Origin of the sequence: Vibrio crassostreae (assembly GCF_024347415.1) — a bacterium.
GTDB lineage: Bacteria > Pseudomonadota > Gammaproteobacteria > Enterobacterales > Vibrionaceae > Vibrio > Vibrio crassostreae.
In genome coordinates, this window is sequence record NZ_AP025476.1 from 2,110,199 (window position 1) to 2,129,185 (window position 18,987).

An 18,987-nucleotide genomic window follows, 5' to 3' on the forward strand; every position below is an offset into this window, starting at 1 on the left:
AAAAACCGAACGTTTAAGTTCGGCTTTAGAAGTCATATTGTACTTATTATTAAACAAAGCGACTACTAACAGAGAGCTAACTACGCACTCATGATTCTTGATACAGCGTTGCGGATGTCTGAGTCGGCCGCGTTAACTGGCAAGCTGAATGAGATGTATTGGTCGCCACGGAAGCTCATTGAGCGATCGATTTCTGCTAAGCAGTGGACCATAGAACCATCAACGATGAATGACAGCTCGATCTCTTTGTTGTTCATGAAGCCGCCGCTGCGAAATTCAATCTCTTGGTAACAGCCAGAGCGTGAAGCAAAGCTATTGCCTTTTAAGAAGCCCTTCTCTACGTCTGCCTTCACCATTGCCATGCCCGATGCTTCCACACCTTGGATGATTTTAGCGACTGTTGGCAGTGGGTGTACGGAGATAAAGTCACGGTCTTTAGGATCAATCGCGAAGCCGATATCTAGATTGGTTTCGACCCACACATGGCATTGGTTCATTTGTGCGTTCAACGCGGTGACTGGCGTTTCATCATTCAGTTTAAGACGGAATGGAACCAGTTTGGTTTCGCCCGGTTGGATAACGAAAGGCTCTACGGCTTGAATACGACCGAGTGAAAAAGTTTCATAGCTAGTGCTGTCTTCTGTTTCTACTTTTACTTCTGTGTTGAGAACCAAGTTAATCAGGTCGATTTGTTGCTCAACGTCGCCACCAACAATGTGAACATTGCCTGACAACTCGCCACCTTGGAAAACTTCAATATTATCTAAGACGGTATCAACCTTTGCTGCACCAATGCCCAACGAGGCCTTTAATTTCTTAAACATATTATTTCTCTTTCTAATTATCTGATTTACGAATAGTTATTGCGTGACAATTTGCGACACTTGCCTCACAGAATCAAGCAATTTGCCCCATCTATGTTGAATAAGGTCACATTGCCTGAGGAAATGTTGAAATCGTGAAAAATTCCGTTACTCTATTTGTATAGTCAAATAAGGTTTCATTATGTCGAAAGCGCCGCTCTACCTTCAGATAAAACAGTTCATAGACGACAATATCACCAGTGGTCACTGGCCAGTGGGTTACCAGATAACCACTGAACTCGAACTCACCGAGCAGTTCAATGTGAGTCGAATGACGGTCAATAAAGCCATTCGAGATCTGGTGTCTGAAGGCAAGCTCATCAGGAAGCCAAGACTGGGCACTTTTGTTTGTGAGCCTGACGAAAAAGCGCAATCTCCTCTGCTTGATATCAACAACATCGCGCAAGAGATCAAAGACCGTGGCCAAACGTATACTAGCCAAGTTATCAAACACGATAGCATCAAGGCTGATGAAAGCACGGCTACACGGTTAGGTGTGATGATTAACGCTGAAGTATTTTATAGTGAAATCATCCACTTTGCCGACAATACACCGATACAATTGGAAGCGCGCTGGGTGAACTCTCAAGCCGCTCCAAAATACCTAGAGCAAGACTTTTCAAGCTCTACACCCAACGAATACCTTTCAAAAAGCTGCCCGTTAAGTGCTATCGAACACACGGTTGAAGCCATTATTCCAGATTTACAAATCAGAACGTCACTAAAGCTTTCTGAATCAGAGCCTTGCCTTCTTTTGAATAGAAGAACATGGAGCAAAGAACGCCTCATCAGCTTTGCATTGCTCTATCATCCTGGCTCTAAATACAAATTAAGCTCCAAGATACTCCTAGATTAAAGAACATCATCCCGATCGCCGATCACATTTTTGCAACATCAACTTGATTCGGGTCAGCGTTTAGCCTATTTATTTGTATATACATTTAATGTTTAACAAAGATCTAGGTGATTATGAATTTGATCCTCAAAAACGCACGAGTGGTCTCCATGAGTTCGGGAGTCGACGGTTATCAGCCCTCTTCCCCTCGAGATATTGTTATCGAAGACGGTAAGATCGTGTCCATCTCTTGTTCAAACCAAGGCACACTTGCTTCTGAGTTAGAACAAGTAAGTGTTGATGGTTCTTTGGATTACACCACCTATGACTGCAAAAACAAGCTCGTCACCCCAGGGCTAATTGATTGCCACACTCACCTTGTATTTGCAGGCAACCGCGCCAACGAATTTGAACAGCGTTTGAATGGTGTGTCTTACACCGACATCGCTAAGCAAGGCGGCGGTATTCTAGCGACAGTCACGGCCACACGCGCAGCACAAGAGTCTGAACTGGTTGAAATGGCGTTACCGAGACTCGATGGCCTGCTAAGAAGTGGCGTCACAAGTGTTGAAGTAAAGTCTGGCTATGGCTTAACGCTTGATGACGAACTGAAGATGTTACGCGCGGCTAAAGCGTTAGAAAATCATCGTCGTATTAAGATCACCACTACTCTCCTCGCAGCCCATGCTGTACCACCTGAATATAAAGAGCAGCCCGATCGTTATATTGATCTGGTTTGCCAAGAGATTATCCCTAAAGCTGCAGAGCAAGGGTTAGCTGATGCAGTTGACGTGTTCTGCGAATCTATCGGCTTCAACCTAGAACAAACCGAACGCGTCTTTGCAGCTGCCAAAGCACATGGGCTAGCGATTAAAGGCCACACAGAACAACTCTCGAATATGGGTGGCAGCGCACTTGCAGCAAAATACGACGCACTCTCTGTTGACCATGTTGAATACCTTGATGAAGCCGGAGTAAAAGTACTGGCGGAATCAGGCACAGTTGCCACCTTGCTTCCCGGCGCTTTCTACTTCTTAAAAGAGACTCAACAGCCACCTATTGCCCTACTTCGCGAACACAACATTCCGATGGCGATAGCGACCGACTTAAACCCCGGTACTTCTCCTTTTGCTGACCTAACGCTAATGATGAACATGAGCTGCACCCTGTTTGGCACGACGCCTGAAGAAGCGTTGCGCGGTGTGACTTGTCATGCTGCCGCAGCCATTGGCGACTCACAAACCAAAGGCAAAGTCGAAGTGGGTTATGCCGCTGACTTAGCGATCTGGAATATCGATCACCCTGCCGATCTAAGTTATCAAGTCGGTGTTCCTCATCTGCATAAACGCATTGTTAATGGCGAGGTGTGTCATGACTCAATCTAAATCCAACGGTATTCAAGAAAACGTAGAAACCGTGCATAACTTTGTGTGGAATGGCCGCAATGATCTTGAAGATGGCGCACTCGGCACTCGCGTTCATCACATTACCAAGCAAGTGCAAAGTAGTGATTCAAGTGACGAGCTGACTGACAGCGCTATCGCCTTAGTTGGCTTTGCCAGCGATGCCGGAGTTGCCAGAAATAAAGGACGCGTGGGCGCGAAACAAGCACCTAACCTGATTCGTCAAGCGTTGGCGAATATGGCTTGGCACAGTGACGCACACATCGCGGATCTCGGTGATATCGAGTGCAATGATGGTCAATTAGAAGTCAGTCAAAAACAGTGTGCTTCTTTGATTGCCAATGCTTTAGCTACCAGCAAAGTGATTACCCTTGGCGGCGGTCACGAAGTGGCTTGGGCATCGTTCCAAGGGCTCGCTGAGCATTTACATCAAGCGGAACGCCTCCATAAAGCTGAACGTCTTGATAAAGATCAGCCTATACACAAACCTAAGATCGGCATCGTTAACTTTGATGCTCACTTTGATCTTCGTGAATTTGAAAGCGACATCGCTGACGTTAAACCGAGTTCAGGCACGCCTTTTAACCAGATCAGCGATTACTGCCATTCACATCAGTGGCCATTTCATTACGCGTGTCTTGGTGTGAGTGCAGCCAGCAATACTAAAGCACTGTTCAACAAAGCCGGCCAACTAGGCGTTTGGTATGAACACGACCGCGATATCACCCAAGTAAACCAAGTCGCTCAATTGGTTAAGTTGCAAAAATTCATCGATGAGTGTGATTACCTCTATCTCACCATTGATCTCGATGTCTTCCCTGCGGCGACTGCGCCGGGTGTCAGTGCACCAGCGGCAAGAGGCGTGAGCTATGAAACACTCGCTCCTTTTCTAGAACAGATTTTTAAACACAGTGAAAAACTCATTATCGCGGACATTGCGGAATATAACCCAGACTACGACGTCGATGGCCAAACGGCTCGATTGGCGGCTCGTTTGTGTTGGGATATTGCCTCTGCAATGGCCAGCGACTGACCCAGCTATACCGACAACTACAACTACAACTACAACTACAACTACAACGATATAACGTGAAACAGAAGGAATTCCAAAATGACGGAACACCACAACAGTGACCCTCGTCTCGACACGACTCGCGAAATTCGCGCACCTCATGGCACCACTTTGCGCGCTAAATCTTGGTTAACAGAAGCACCACTGCGTATGCTAATGAACAACCTAGACCCTGATGTGGCAGAACACCCACATGCACTGGTTGTGTATGGTGGTATTGGTCGCGCAGCGCGTGATTGGAAATGTTATGACAAGATTGTTGAAGTATTAGAGCGTTTAGAAGACGACCAAACGCTGCTTGTTCAATCAGGTAAACCTGTAGGCGTGTTCCCGACTCATAAAAACGCACCTCGCGTGTTGATCGCTAACTCTAACCTTGTTCCACATTGGGCCAACTGGGAGCACTTCAACGAGCTCGATAAAGAAGGCTTGATGATGTACGGTCAAATGACCGCCGGTAGCTGGATCTACATCGGCTCACAAGGCATCGTTCAAGGTACTTATGAAACCTTTGTCGCGATTGCGAAGAAACACTTCCAAGGCGAAGCAAACGGCAAATGGGTACTCACAGGCGGCCTTGGCGGCATGGGCGGCGCTCAACCTCTTGCGGCAACAATGGCTGGTTTCTCAATGATCGCGGTTGAGTGTGATGAATCACGAATCGACTACCGCTTACGTACTGGCTATGTAGACAAAAAAGCCACCAGCTTAGATGAAGCAATGGCTATGATTAAAGAATCAGACACGCCAATCTCTGTTGGCTTATTAGGTAACGCCGCAGACGTCTTCCCAGAGTTAGTCGAACGCAATATCACACCTGATGTGGTGACTGACCAAACCTCTGCCCACGATCCTCTTAACGGCTACTTGCCGCAAGGTTGGACGATGGAGAAAGCCGCACAAGAGCGCACCATTGATGAAGCAAAAGTGGTGAAAGCCGCTAAGCAATCTATGGCGATTCAAGTACAAGCGATGCTAGACCTGCAATACCGCGGCGCAGCGACCGTGGATTACGGTAATAACATTCGCCAAATGGCACTAGAAGAAGGCGTAGAAAACGCGTTTGATTTCCCAGGTTTCGTTCCGGCTTATATTCGACCTTTATTCTGCGAGGGCGTCGGACCGTTCCGCTGGGCTGCCCTATCTGGTGACCCAGAAGATATCTACAAAACAGACCAAAAAGTAAAAGAACTGATTCCAGACAACCCACATCTACACAACTGGCTAGATATGGCGCGTGAACGTATTCAGTTCCAAGGCCTGCCAGCTCGTATTTGTTGGGTCGGTTTGAAAGATCGTGAACGCTTAGGCCAAGCATTCAATGAAATGGTGAAAAATGGCGAACTGAAAGCACCGGTTGTTATCGGTCGTGACCACCTAGATTCAGGTTCAGTAGCAAGCCCGAACCGCGAAACAGAAGGCATGATGGATGGCTCTGATGCAGTTTCTGATTGGCCTCTATTGAACGCCCTTCTGAACACCGCGGGTGGGGCAACTTGGGTTTCTTTGCACCACGGTGGTGGCGTTGGCATGGGCTTCTCGCAACACTCAGGCATGGTGATTTGTTGTGACGGCAGTGAAGATGCTTCGCAGCGTATTTCTCGCGTACTTCACAATGACCCAGCAACCGGCGTTATGCGTCATGCTGATGCAGGTTACGATATTGCCAAGCAGTGTGCAAAAGAGCAGAAGCTTGATTTACCTATGCTAAACGAAGAACTTCGTCGCCTTTAATGTCTGGAGAGAACATGTTGAATTTATTACTTAAGCCAGGACTACTAGGCCTATCTGAACTGCGTAAAATCAGCCGTAGTCCTGTGAACCTGTCACTCGACCCTGCAGCTATCCCTGATATTGAAGCGAGCATGCACGTTGTCGAGCAAGTGATTGCTGAAGATCGCACGGTATATGGCATCAATACAGGTTTTGGCTTATTAGCGAATACTAAAATAGCCCCTGAAGATTTAGAAGTACTACAGAAAAGTATCGTGCTTTCTCACGCGGCGGGCATTGGTAAATTCATGTCTGATGAAACTGTGCGCTTGATGATGGTGTTAAAAATTAACAGCTTATCTCGCGGTTACTCTGGTATCCGACTCAAGGTGATCAATGCACTTATCGATCTTGTGAACGCACAGGTTTACCCATGCGTTCCACAAAAAGGATCTGTTGGTGCATCTGGAGATCTTGCTCCCCTCGCCCACATGAGTACGGTACTGCTAGGTGAAGGCCAAGCACGTCACAACGGCAAGATCATCACTGGCCTAGAAGCAATGCAGATCGCAGGCCTTGAGCCAATCACACTTGCTCCTAAAGAAGGTTTAGCGCTGTTAAACGGTACTCAAGCATCGACGGCCTTTGCATTAGAAGGTCTATTCGCAGCGGAAGACTTGTTCGCTTCGGCGACTGTGTGTGGAGCAATGTCTGTTGAAGCAGCACTCGGTAGTCGCCGCCCATTTGACCCTCGTATTCACCGCGTTCGTGGTCATCGTGGCCAAATGGATGCAGCGCTTGCTTACCGTCATATGCTTGATCAAAAGAGTGAGATTGGTGAATCACACACGTGTTGTGAAAAGGTTCAAGACCCTTACTCACTGCGTTGTCAGCCTCAAGTGATGGGTGCTTGCTTACAGCAGATTCGTAATTCAGCTGAAATTTTAAATGTTGAAGCGAACTCGGTATCGGACAACCCGTTAGTTTTCGCTGACGATGGCGACATTATTTCAGGGGGTAACTTCCACGCAGAACCCGTCGCAATGGCTGCCGATAACCTTGCATTAGCAATAGCTGAAATCGGTAGCTTGTCAGAACGAAGAATGGCGCTGCTGATTGATAGCGCGCTAAGCAAACTACCGCCTTTCTTGGTCGATAACGGCGGCGTAAACTCAGGCTTTATGATTGCTCAAGTAACATCAGCAGCATTAGCAAGTGAGAACAAAACCTTAGCGCATCCTGCGTCAATAGACAGTCTTCCGACATCAGCAAACCAAGAAGACCACGTATCAATGGCAACCTTCGCAGCACGTAGACTTAGATACATGGCTGAAAATACCCGTGGGATATTGGCTGTAGAATATTTAGCAGCAGCACAAGGGCTAGACTTCCGCGCTCCGAATCTATCTTCTCCTCGTGTGGAAGAAGCGAAACAGATTTTGCGTGAAAAAGTCAGCTTCTACGACAAAGACAGATATTTTGCACCGGATATTGAACAAGCGAACTTATTGCTCAAATTATCCGTTCATAATCACCTAATGCCAGAAGGCACTCTGTGTAGCTTTTAAAGCAAAAACATTCTGAACAACACTCATTAGAGTGTCATATAAACAAGGGCTATCGATTAGCCCTTGTTGCATTGAGCCAGAGGCCATATCTCTCTTAAAATCGTCACATACCATCCAACGTATTTATCTAATTAACTGATATATAAGCAAAGTTAACTGGATAGACCATTAGAACGAAGTTAGTTAGCTATAATCCACCCCAGATTTGATGACTAATAGCGATACTATGTTTCTGACACCTTACTTTTCTACTGAAGACAATCAATTTCAATTCACTCGTGAACAGGCTAGCCACTTTGCTAAAAAAGTAGCCGCTGACTTCAACCCAATTCACGATGAAGACAACAAGCGCTTCTGCGTGCCTGGCGATCTTTTGTTTGCAGTTCTTCTGCAGAAAGAAGGCATCAGCCAAAAAATGCGTTTTGATTTTTCAGGTATGGTTGGTAACGGTATTGCGCTTAGCGTTGACAACAAGTGTGAAAAAGAAAGCTCACTGGTTGACGAGAAAGGCAAAGAATACCTACACATGTCTTGTGAAGGTGAGAAAAGCCACGATCAAGCATTCATCGAACACGTAGTAACAAACTACGTTAAGTTCTCTGGTATGAACTTCCCACACATCATGGTTCCTCTTATGGAAGAGCAACAGATGATGATCAACTGCCAACGCCCTCTTGTTATTTACGAGAGCATGGAAGTTGAATTTACTCGCCTAGACCTATCCCACCCAGAAGTTGAATTCTCTGGTGCGACTTTTGATGTTGAAGGCAAGCGTGGCATCGTGACACTGAACTTCGATTTCAAAGAGGACGGCGAAGTGGTAGGTAAAGGCGTGAAACGCATGGTAGCAAGTGGCCTTAAGCCATACGACCAAGCTTCTGTCGATGACCTAGTAAACCGCTTCAACGAACGTAAAGAGATGTTTCTAGCTCAGTTCGCAGCTGCCGCTTAATCAGCATCCTTATTTACACATATTGCTGTAAATAAGCTCTAGAACAAGACCAACAAAGCCCAGCTTGATATCCTCAAGCTGGGCTTTTTAGTTTTTAAGCATCAAATTATATTTGTACTGGTTACTTTTTTAACTTCAGTGCCGAAGGTAACTTTCGTACAATCAAACCACCGAAAAGGACGAGTAACCAATGCCAAGCCAGTGAACCGCCGCTGCCGCCACCTGAGCTTTTTGCGTTCTGCGTACCTTCAGACTTAGATATCTTTATCTCATCGGTATACGCAAAGTTTGTGATCGTAACTCTGTCGCTCCCTGAAGAACCAGACGAATCTTTCACATATGTAATCATAAAGCTGTTGTCAGCATCTCTAACTAACGGTAGGTTCACCGAACCAGAAAACTCACCAGAGACACTATCAAATTTTTGACCGTTACTATAAACCTCAACAAAGTCATAATCAGCTTCAGACGATGCAGTTAGGTCAAACGAAACCGTACCAGCAGGAATCCCCTCAACAATAAGCGCTGCAGATGTACCGTGGCTAATCGGCGGTGAGGACAACGAATCACCTTCTGTAATCCAAGCTTGTGTGTTGTAAATGCCACTGTTAGGTACACTGACATAAGAGTTTACAGTATTCGTTACAGATCTCGCCCCTATAACAGAAACAGTTGAAGTAACCGTGCCTACCAACAAGTCAGTGTCAACATTAATACCAAATTCATGTTCACCGATTGAGTTTAGGTTATAACTAACCACTACTTCACAGCTTTGCCCTACAGTTAAAGTGCTACATCCATTGTCTGTTATAACAGTATCATTACCTGAAATTGGATAAACACGGTTTACTTGAATGTTTTGATCAGATTTATTTGTGAATTCAAAGGTATGTGAAATAGGAGCCAATAATCTTGCACCTAGCATCTCCACTTGACGGTAACTAAACCCTGCTTTCTGCTCATCAATCCAATCATCAAAGTAACTAATGTTGGTATAGACACCGTAAGCGTTAGCCTCTGCACATCCTTTACCCCAACTTACAATACCCAGTTGTTCATATACCCCATTAGTCGAGACAACAATTGGACCGCCACTGTCACCCTGGCAAGAGTCATAACCACCATCACTATATCCCGCACAGAATGCGTCGCTACCAATAGAAGAGTAGCCACTGTAAGGAACAGTGTTGCATTGGTACTGATTAACTAGGGGAACATTAACTTGATACAACTCACTCTTCGATGAATATCCATCTGACGCGTCCTGATCACCCCAGCCCATGACCGTTAGCATTTGGCCGTCATTGAGGTTACCGCGAACATAACCATCAACGAGATTAACCACAGACTCAGCTGGCTTTTCTACGAGCTCAATAATGGCGATATCATTGCCTGTCGCTGCAGAGTTGTAATATTCATGTACATAAATATTATCAACAGCGTATCTATGTTGTGCGGCTTGAGAGGCAGAAAGGTTTGATACGCCAATCACCACATCTAGATCTTCACGACCATTACCTTCCACACAGTGAGCGGCAGTTAATACATATCGCTCACCAATGAAGCTCGCACCACAAAACTGACCGTCATAAGCGTTCACGTTCCTTGAGACTAGCGCAGCCATAAATGGCCAATTGCCTTGTGTTGCTTCTTTACCGTTGATAATTCGAGCTGAAACATCTGCCAACACCGACGTTGAAGACAGACTCACTGCATAGATACCTAGCGACAACCATTTAGCCTGAACCATTTTTATTACCTAGCCTTTTATATCTTTTAATAATGATGTGCAGGCTATTTTATAAAAACACAATATGAAACATTGGTTATATTTTTTTGTGATGAAGCTCAACTAAATGATAATAGTTCTTATCTAATTACTTAATTGTCTTTGAATCCACATCAGATCCAACGCCTAACCTTTTGTTTGTAATCAACATATTCAGCGCCGAACAATTGTTCTAGAGCACGCTCTTCTGGCTTGATTTGGAATTGATTCATGTAAATCACGAACGCGAAGCTGAGTAAGATACTGAAGATGTTTTGAAAGTAGTAGCCAACGCAGAATAGTAAAATGAATAACCCTAGATACATTGGGTTTCGGGTGTAGCCGAAAATGCCGCTGTCTACGACTGCCGAAGCGGTTTCGACTTTGATCGGGTTAACGGTCGTTTTCTGTTTTCGAAATTCCCAGATACCGGATAATCCAACCACGCCGCTCAATGCGATTCCAACACCTAAAACGATTAGCTTATAAGGCAATGCTATTGCCGCCGTACTTAGTTGTTGAGCGCAGAAATAAGACGCAACTATTACCAATATAAACAGAGCAACCGGTGGTACTTTTAACTCAAGAAATCTCATAGTTTTCCTTATTAACAATTCCATTGTTAGTTTAGAAAAAAGCCCAGCAATTGCTGGGCTAAATAGTTTATAGAATTTTTGCGAGCGCCTGTAATGGATGGGCAAGCTTCTCACCCTCAAAACGCTTCACTTGGCTTCGGCAGGAATAACCCGTCACTAAGCAACGCTCTTTCGGCAAGTCTTGCATCCTTGGCTTCCAACTTAAACCGTATATGTCTTTCGACATTTGTAGCTTATCGACTTCGTGCCCGAAGGTACCCGCCATACCACAACAGCCGACAGGAACGCTGGTTAAAGCAGCGCCAAAGTGTTTGAAGATAGCGCCCCACTCTTTTTCAGCGTTTGGCATTTTGGTCTTCTCCGTACAGTGAGCAAACAAGTACCACATTTCTTCGCTTGCAGAACGCGCTTCAAAATCACCGAGCGACGGCATTAACCATTCATGTACGGTGAGCACATCAAAGTCGCCACGCTTGTCACCTAAAATCTCGACGTATTCATCGCGGTAACAAAGCACAAGAGCAGGATCAACACCGACTAAAGGAATACCAATATCAGCCACCATCGATAAGAAATCAGACGTCGATTTCGCCTCACGAGCGAAACGACTTAAGAAGCCTTTTATGTGCAGCGCTTTCCCATTAGGTTTGAACGGCAGTAGTACCGGTGTTTTGCCAAGCTTCTGAGCCAAGGTAACGAAGTCTTCGACTACCTCTGCATCATAAAAGCTAGTAAACGGGTCTTGAACGATCAACACGTGCTGTTTCTTCTGCTCAGAAGAGAGCCCTTCTAGATACTGTAAATCGAAGAGTTGCAGCTCTTTGCTCGCCAGGCGATTTTTAAGTGTAGGCACCGACATCAGTGGTGCATCAACATAACCAACCGTTTTCGCTGTTGCGGTTTGTATCCACTTTTGACCCAAGGCAGCATTAACAACCTTTGGCGCTTTCGCCATTAGCGGCAACATGGTTTCAATGTTGGCGACTAAATAGTCTTTTGCAGGGCGTTGGTAGCGTGAGTAATAGATGTTTAAGAATCGTGAACGGAAACTTGGCACATCAACTTTGATCGGACACTGGCTCGCACACGCTTTACACGCAAGACAACCGTTCATCGCTTCGTGAACTTCATGCGAGAAATCGTATTCATGGCGTTTGTTCATTGTATTACGAACACGTTCCACCATGGTTTTAACCGGAGTATTGCCCTTCAGCGCTTCTTGCTCTAAATCGAGAATATCGACGCCTTGTTCCGTTAACTGACGCAACCACTCTCTCACTAAGCCTGCGCGGCCTTTTGGCGAATGACGACGGTCAGCCGTGACTTTCATCGAAGGGCACATTGGCGAGCTAGTATCGTAGTTGAAGCACAAGCCGTTACCGTTACATTCCATCGCTTGTTTGAAGCTATCACGAACTTGTACGTCGATCTGACGGTCATAGAAGCCACGCTTAGTATCGGTGACTTTCACCAATTCAGCGTCACTTTCTAACGGCGTACAGATCTTGCCAGGGTTCATCTTGTTATGCGGGTCGAATGCCGCTTTAACACGTCGAAGCTCGGTAAACAGTTCTTCACCGAAGAAGTCAGGACCGTACTCAGAGCGGAAGCCTTTGCCGTGCTCACCCCACATTAAACCGCCGTATTTCGCCACCAGCTTAACCACTTCATCAGAAACTTCGTGCATCAAGGCTTCTTGCATAGGGTCACATAGGTCAAGAGCCGGACGAACGTGTAGAACACCCGCATCAACGTGACCAAACATTCCGTAATTCAGCTCTTTCGAATCAAGTAGCACTCGAAATTCAGCGATGAAGTCAGCCAAGTTTTCTGGTGGTACACAAGTATCTTCAGCAAAAGCGACTGGCTTAGCTCGGCCTTTCGCCGCACCTAATAAACCCACCGCTTTCTTACGCATGTTGTAGATTCGGCCAATACTCGCCAAATCGCTACAAACTTGGAAACCGATCACACCCGCGTCTTCGGTTTCTACCATGGTTTCAAGTTGTGCCGTCAGCGCTTGAACTTGTTGTACAACTTCCGCTTCATCTTGGCCTGCAAACTCAACCATGTTGATGCCAAGCATCTCTTTGTTAGGGACATCGGTCAGCAGGTCGCTCACGGTGTGCCAGACGATGTCTTGCTTCGCTAAGTTCAATACTCTTGAATCAACCGTTTCAACAGACAGTGCTTTCGCTTCTACCATAAACGGTGCATTACGCAATGCAGAATCAAACGTGTTGTATTTCACGTTAACCAGTGTGCGTGCTTTTGGAATCGGCGTTAGGTTTAGCTTAGCTTCCGTGATGAATGCTAACGAACCTTCAGCGCCACATAGAACGCGAGTCAGGTCAAAGCTATCGTCTTGTTCGTTGATTGCATTCTTTAGATCGTAACCAGTTAAGAAGCGATTCAGCGGAGGGAATTTATCCAGAATTTGAGCGCGCTTGTCTCGACAAATAGCCTCAGTCACCTCAAGGGCATGGTGAGCGAATTCACCTTCAACGGGTAAGCCGTGTGATAAATCAGACTCTAAACATGAACCGTCTGCGAATACCGCTTGTAGCGATAATACATGGTCAGACGTTTTTCCGTACTTCAATGACCCTTGGCCCGAAGCATCGGTATTGATCATGCCACCCAAGGTTGCTCGGTTACTTGTGGAAAGGTCTGGAGAGAAAAAGTAACCATACGGGCGAACAGCGTCGTTCAATTGATCTTTAACGACACCAGACTGAACTCTTACCCAGCCTTCTTTCTCGTTAATCTCAAGAACCTTATTCATGTATCGCGACAGGTCAACCACGACACCTTTTGTTAAAGATTGTCCGTTGGTTCCGGTACCGCCACCACGAGGGGAAAAGGTCACACGTTCGTAAGCAGATTTAGAAACCACTTTACCGATAAGCACAACATCTTGCGTTGTTTTAGGAAGGATGACCGCCTGCGGCAATTGCTGATAGACACTGTTATCAGTCGCCACAGCCAAACGGCTAGAATATTGAGATTCAATGTCGCCAGTAAAGCCCGCTGTTTTTAGTTCATCTAAAAAGCGTACGACAACTGGATCGACATCAGCATTGAGTTGAAGTCTTGGTAACATTTGCTTCCTGCCCCTACTTCGCTGATCCTATCAGCATTGGGTTATCTGAGATTTTTAATAATTTTCTTTGAATTTCGTCACTTTACTACTATTAAGATCATATAAAAAGGTGATCAAATCAGAATCTCAGTGCAAGAATGGAGAAATAGTCACTTTCGTCTTATTTCAGTAGTAATATACTGAATAACATTTTGTTTAAGACATCTCCACGAGCACATCACAATGAAAAAAAACAAAACAGTCACAACTGAAGATATCCTTCTTAAACTATGCCAATCAGTCTCAAGCGTACTTACTTCAGCGACGGCTTCTCAGGTGTCCTATTCAGCCATGGTTCAAAAGATCAACAAAACAAGCCTAAAGCCAGACTTTGGTTGCTTCGTTCTGTTTGACGGCGGCTTTTCTGGTCTTGTTGTTATCAATTTTACGTCCAAAGCAGCGTTAGAGATCTACACCAATTACATGCGCAATATGGGCATGCCTGAAAACGAGCTCGCTGTGCTTCATACTTCAGACGAAGTGGGTGATGTATTGGGTGAGTTGATGAACCAATTGGTGGGTGACTTCACCAATAAAATCCGCAAAGAACTGCAAACCAACATCACACAAAATCAACCGAAAATGCTGGCTCTGAACAAACAAGTAAACCTTTCTGTTGATACCAATCTCGATCGTCCACAAGCTCGTCGTGTGACCTTCTCTACCGCCAATAACAACATCTTCTACCTTGAGCTTGCGATGGATAAAACCGAATTCATTCAATTGGAAGAATTTGAAATCGCAGAAGACGAATGTCCAGATAGCATTCTTGAGGCGACTCAGAAAAAAATGCAAGAAGCGAACAAACCAGCGCAAAGCTCAGGTAACGATGCAGCAGCAGATCTACTCGATGAGCTTGGGATCTAGTTTGCTAAAGCTCTAGCCATAATGACAAATCGTGTCACTAACGCCATCAATACTCTTGATGGCGTTTTTGTTTTTGTCGCCAACTCGGCTCATGCAGTCCAATGTTCACCGTCTCACTTGTCCATCAAACCAGTTTTGCCTTTCTGTTACCCGCGAAAACATGTAAAATGTTGGACTTTTAAAAATTTGCGGTACTGATTAAATTGTCGATGGATAAGAAAAAAGCCCTAAAGAAAATTGCCAAGTGTCTTGAGCTTGGAAATTCTGCGAACGTCAATGAAGCTGCCAATGCGATAAAAATGGCGCATAACTTGATGCTGAAATATGGTCTCGAAAAAGACGATATTGAATTTATCAAGATGGGGAAAACTCAGTCCAGTCACCTGTTACCTGCAAATATCAGTTCTACACTGCTGCGCGTTATTCGCGGTATCAACACCAAGTTTGGCGTAGAAGCCGTGTTACTGAATCACAAAGGCCTCAAGCGCGTTGAATTCATTGGTGAAGCCGACCGCGCGATCTTCGCAGCCTTCGCTTTCGATATCATTTATCGCGAGCTGAATGAACACACCGGCCAATTCAGAAATAGCTTTGCTGGCTCTGGCACAGGATCATTAGAAGTAACACGCCGCGTGAACTCGTTTGTTTCAGGCTGGGTTGAAGGTGCACTTGAAAAGCTGCCAACCATTACTCCAGACGACGAATCAAACAACAAGATCAATAACTACATTGATAAAGAATTCAAAAATATCGACCGTGAAACGTTCAAACAGCAACTGAGAGAAGCGATGAAAAACCTCACCGCCGATTATGAAGTTGGTTTGAAGAAAGGTCGTAAATTGTCTGTTAATCGACCAGTTGGCGGTACCCAGGCAGCTAAAAAGATAACTAAATCATAGAGCCACTTTACATTACTTCGGCGTATTGATAAAAACCATCAATAAGATTTACAGGACTATGTTTGTCACTCGGATTCATTCGTTTGATAGAAGTACATGATGGAGAAAATACGTTGAAAAAAATCACACTAGCCCTAGCGCTTACTATCGCTTTAACGGGTTGTCAGGCAACTCAACGCCAAAACGCGACAACTGGCGAATCTGAGACTAACTCTGCAACTCAAGGCGCTCTAATTGGTGCACTTGCTGGTGCCGTTGCTGGTGCAGCTACCGGTGACTCTAAAGACCGTGGTAAACGTGCACTTATTGGTGCGGCAGGTGGTGCGGCTGTTGGTGGTGGTATTGGTTACTATTTTGACCGACAAGAAGCAGCCCTTCGTGAAGAACTAATGAACTCTGGCGTTCAAGTAGAACGTGTTGGTGAGAATCAACTTCTACTTCGTCTGGAAAACGGCATTGGTTTTGATTCTGGTTCTTACGCTTTAGAATCAAGCATTCACAACACACTTCGCGGCGTTGCGCGCATCCTAGTTGAATACCCAGACACAAGCCTAGTGATCGAAGGTCACACGGACAGCACTGGCAGTGAGTCGACTAACCAAATCCTTTCTGAGCGTCGTGCTGAATCTGTTCGTGCATTCTTGATCTCTCAAGATGTAGCAGCAGGCCGTGCCATTGCTCGTGGTAACGGTGAGCGTTACCCTCTATGTGACAACAATACCTCTCAAGGTCGTGCTTGTAACCGTCGTGTAGAAATTCAAATCTTGCCGCTTAAGTAGCACGATTAAAGCCCAGTCCGTCTTTATCTATTGAATTAACCTCTATATAGTTGTTTATCAGTTATGTTACTCAATTAACGTAATACTAATAACCAACAACCATAAAGCGTATTCATACTGACATATCGACTCTGGGCTTTTTTACGAGACTTATCTTTTGCTTATCCAATCCAACTTTTTGTCATCGTCACTTCTTAGAACTCTATTTCTAGTCCTCGTTTTTTCCTCGATACTGTTGCCCACCCCACATTTCGTGCACGCAGCAAGTAGTAATGAGTTTTCACTACAGTCACAACCTCAAGATCCCATTTCTCAATACCAATTAGCGCAAGCGTATGAATTGGGAACGGATGTGCCTGAAAACATCGACGACGCATTCTATTGGTACTCTCAATCTGCAGATAATGGCAATGCAGATGCACAATTTAAACTCGGCGAGTGGTACTTGGCAGGAACAAGTGTCGAGCAAGATAACAAAATGGCCCTAGAGTGGTTCATCAAAGCTGCACTGCAAGGTAACAAGAGAGCTCCAGTGGAAGTAGCAAAGATCTATGAGTCCTCACTTGAAAAGGAACTACTCCAACCATTAGATGCCGCGCAGCTATGGTATGAAGCTGCCTTAAAAGACAACCCTAATGCAGAAGATGGCTACACCCGTGTTCTACAAGCGCAATTCAACCAGCAGCGCGCAAAGCAGATCTCTTCAATAGAACAGCTCGATGACAGCATCGACTCTGAAATCGACAGCAGTCAGGGGCTATCTCAGCAAGTGCATTCTAGCCAAGCGACACGCTCTAAGCTCTCCAGTTCTAACCTAACCAGCTCTGAATATATGATTGGTGCTGCGTTGGCCGTGTTGATTTCAATCATCAGCATTATTGCGACTCTCGTTATCTCAAGAAAAAGACAAGCTCTAAAGTCGGGTGATTCACGACAGCAACAACAATCACTTGAAGCGCAGCTTAGCTCGAAGGACCTTACGATTAGGCAGCAAAAACGACAACTGCACACTATGTTTCACGAATTGAAGAAGCAGAAAAACAGCAAAGGTCTGAGTAATTTGCAGGTCGCTTGTGCTCTATTTGGGTACACACCAAATTCAATACCTGACCAGAAAAGCATCAAAGTTCGATACAAACAACTGTCGAAAATCTATCACCCTGATGGTCATGGATGTGACGAAGAAATGAAACGTTTGAACAATGCGCTAAAAACCATTTTACAAAATGTTACAAAACCGTAAACAAACACACATCTTCATTTTCCTATATCTCAAAGATATCGATTTTATTGGTGTTGCAATCGATCCCCCTCTCAAAAACGGGTAACAAACTATTAACTAATGGGTCTTACTTGTGTCATAATTTGCGCCGAAAATACACCTGACTTAAACAGGTGAGGAGAGAATATGTTCACAATAGAAGGCGTTTGTGATTGGTGCAAAAAGCCAAGCCTAGTTAAAAAGCACGACTACCTAGATGGTAAGTGTCATCATGCATGTAAAGAGTGCAATGATATTGCAACCATTGATGTTCGCCAGTTCAATATTGGTGAAATGGAAATGAGAGCAAAACTCTCCCAAGCGACATTGAGATAAGCAACACCGTGAAATATAAGAAAGCGCCTAAGGCGCTTTTTTTGTGCTTGTGGTTTTCTCTCTTCTCTCTTCTCTCTTCTCTCTTCTCTCTTCTATACAGGTATATACAGTACTTTTCTGTCAAAACCACTGTATACACCTGTGTAAAGCTCACGTTTTTTCAACTGATGAGACAAAACAGCAAATTCATTCAAATTTAATTTATCAAATAATTTCAATGGCTTAATTACATTTCACCCATAATTCCAGACGAAATCGTCCAATAATCCCGCAAAAAACGCTTGATCTTATAAGCAACTAAAACTACTGTATACACATACAGCATGTATATAAGGACAGCAAAATGATTCAAGCACACGTTAAAGCCCAACACTCTAGCCCGCTAGTTCACTGCGCATTTACATCAGTTTCTCGTAAAAGCAAAAATTCAAACGAGGAAGCATTGTTTGCAAGAATGGCGTTGCTGTCCAATCAACACCAGTGGCTACTTTTTACGGCTCAAACACCAAGACCATCGGCTAAGCAGCTTAAGCAACATAATGTTTGCTGCGACCGTGTTATTCATATGAAAGCCTCTCATCAAATGACCGAAGTAGAGACCGTCGAGAAAGCAATCCGCTCTAAGAATGCGAGTGCGATTGTTGCAAGTGCATCGATTGATCAGTTCAGCCAACAGTACCTAAGAACATTAGGATTGCGCTTTCAGTGTGAAGTCTTCTTTATGGATGCAAATTCAGAGCGCATTCACTAATCTAACGTCGCTCAAAAACACAGTCCAAACATACTGCCTTCCCCTGCCCTACAATTCGCCAATTATTCAGCGGATAGTTAGGCGGGGGTTTTTATTTGATCAATAGATTTAGCAATCGTTTGCTTTTTCTCTGGAAGCAAACAGTAGATTGGGTATAATGCCCGTCTAATCATGTGCACACC

Annotated in this window: 15 protein-coding genes and 2 pseudogenes; 13 read left to right on the forward strand and 4 right to left on the reverse strand. The window is 44.9% G+C overall.

What is annotated here, in order from left to right; translation table 11 throughout:
* Window positions 1–80: 80 nt before the first annotated feature.
* Window positions 81–824, reverse strand: coding sequence for a sporulation protein (locus OC193_RS09435; RefSeq protein ID WP_048663587.1), 744 nt, complete (start codon window positions 822–824; stop codon window positions 81–83).
* Between the two features lie 181 nt (window positions 825–1,005).
* Here OC193_RS09435 and hutC point away from each other — a divergent pair, with 181 nt between their 5' ends.
* The 6 genes from hutC (at window position 1,006) to OC193_RS09465 (ending at window position 8,406) form a co-directional block, all read left to right on the forward strand.
* Window positions 1,006–1,719 carry a histidine utilization repressor gene (gene hutC, locus OC193_RS09440; protein ID WP_048663588.1) on the forward strand — a complete coding sequence of 238 codons (714 nt, stop codon included), beginning with the start codon at window positions 1,006–1,008 and terminating at the stop codon, window positions 1,717–1,719.
* Between the two features lie 113 nt (window positions 1,720–1,832).
* Window positions 1,833–3,083 carry an imidazolonepropionase gene (hutI, locus tag OC193_RS09445; RefSeq protein ID WP_048663590.1) on the forward strand — a complete coding sequence of 417 codons (1,251 nt, stop codon included), beginning with the start codon at window positions 1,833–1,835 and terminating at the stop codon, window positions 3,081–3,083.
* Window positions 3,070–4,134, forward strand: coding sequence for a formimidoylglutamase (gene hutG, locus OC193_RS09450; protein ID WP_048663591.1), 1,065 nt, complete (start codon window positions 3,070–3,072; stop codon window positions 4,132–4,134). Before hutI ends, hutG begins: the two co-directional genes overlap by 14 nt.
* A 78-nt stretch (window positions 4,135–4,212) precedes the next feature.
* Window positions 4,213–5,907: a urocanate hydratase gene (gene hutU, locus OC193_RS09455; protein WP_048663592.1), complete on the forward strand. Its 1,695-nt coding sequence runs from the start codon at window positions 4,213–4,215 to the stop codon at window positions 5,905–5,907.
* 14 nt (window positions 5,908–5,921) lie between these two features.
* On the forward strand, window positions 5,922–7,454 hold the full coding sequence (hutH, locus tag OC193_RS09460; protein ID WP_048663594.1) for a histidine ammonia-lyase: 1,533 nt from the start codon (window positions 5,922–5,924) through the stop codon (window positions 7,452–7,454).
* Window positions 7,455–7,680: 226 nt separating this feature from the next.
* Complete coding sequence (locus tag OC193_RS09465; protein ID WP_010438254.1) at window positions 7,681–8,406, forward strand: DUF3581 domain-containing protein; 726 nt, start codon at window positions 7,681–7,683, stop codon at window positions 8,404–8,406.
* 121 nt (window positions 8,407–8,527) lie between these two features.
* On the opposite strand, the gene OC193_RS09470 is transcribed toward OC193_RS09465, so the two are convergent.
* The 3 genes from OC193_RS09470 to ydiJ all read right to left on the reverse strand — a co-directional run bounded on the left by OC193_RS09470 (window position 8,528) and on the right by ydiJ (window position 13,873).
* Window positions 8,528–10,156: a trypsin-like serine protease gene (locus OC193_RS09470; protein WP_048663596.1), complete on the reverse strand. Its 1,629-nt coding sequence runs from the start codon at window positions 10,154–10,156 to the stop codon at window positions 8,528–8,530.
* A gap of 152 nt (window positions 10,157–10,308) precedes the next feature.
* A complete protein-coding gene (locus OC193_RS09475) occupies window positions 10,309–10,770 on the reverse strand; it encodes a methyltransferase family protein (protein WP_048663598.1) in 462 nt (153 codons plus the stop codon).
* Between the two features lie 67 nt (window positions 10,771–10,837).
* Complete coding sequence (gene ydiJ, locus OC193_RS09480; RefSeq protein WP_048663599.1) at window positions 10,838–13,873, reverse strand: D-2-hydroxyglutarate dehydrogenase YdiJ; 3,036 nt, start codon at window positions 13,871–13,873, stop codon at window positions 10,838–10,840.
* Window positions 13,874–14,095: 222 nt separating this feature from the next.
* Here ydiJ and OC193_RS09485 point away from each other — a divergent pair, with 222 nt between their 5' ends.
* The 7 genes and pseudogenes from OC193_RS09485 (at window position 14,096) to OC193_RS09510 (ending at window position 18,805) form a co-directional block, all read left to right on the forward strand.
* Window positions 14,096–14,779 carry a DUF3334 family protein gene (locus tag OC193_RS09485; RefSeq protein ID WP_048659537.1) on the forward strand — a complete coding sequence of 228 codons (684 nt, stop codon included), beginning with the start codon at window positions 14,096–14,098 and terminating at the stop codon, window positions 14,777–14,779.
* A 209-nt stretch (window positions 14,780–14,988) separates the two neighbouring features.
* The gene (locus OC193_RS09490; protein WP_017059769.1) at window positions 14,989–15,678 is read left to right on the forward strand and encodes a DUF2786 domain-containing protein; all 690 of its coding nucleotides are present in this window, start codon (window positions 14,989–14,991) and stop codon (window positions 15,676–15,678) included.
* A gap of 113 nt (window positions 15,679–15,791) precedes the next feature.
* Window positions 15,792–16,457, forward strand: a complete 666-nt coding sequence (locus OC193_RS09495; protein WP_048607125.1) for an OmpA family protein — start codon at window positions 15,792–15,794, stop codon at window positions 16,455–16,457.
* A 157-nt stretch (window positions 16,458–16,614) separates the two neighbouring features.
* Window positions 16,615–17,182, forward strand: a pseudogene (locus OC193_RS26055) (tetratricopeptide repeat protein); the annotation flags it as partial.
* Window positions 17,183–17,262: 80 nt separating this feature from the next.
* Window positions 17,263–17,700: pseudogene (locus OC193_RS26060) on the forward strand (hypothetical protein); the annotation flags it as partial.
* A gap of 165 nt (window positions 17,701–17,865) precedes the next feature.
* Window positions 17,866–18,054, forward strand: coding sequence for a hypothetical protein (locus OC193_RS09505; protein ID WP_004733419.1), 189 nt, complete (start codon window positions 17,866–17,868; stop codon window positions 18,052–18,054).
* A gap of 343 nt (window positions 18,055–18,397) precedes the next feature.
* Window positions 18,398–18,805: a SulA-like leucine-rich domain-containing protein gene (locus OC193_RS09510; protein WP_017055178.1), complete on the forward strand. Its 408-nt coding sequence runs from the start codon at window positions 18,398–18,400 to the stop codon at window positions 18,803–18,805.
* Window positions 18,806–18,987 lie beyond the last annotated feature (182 nt).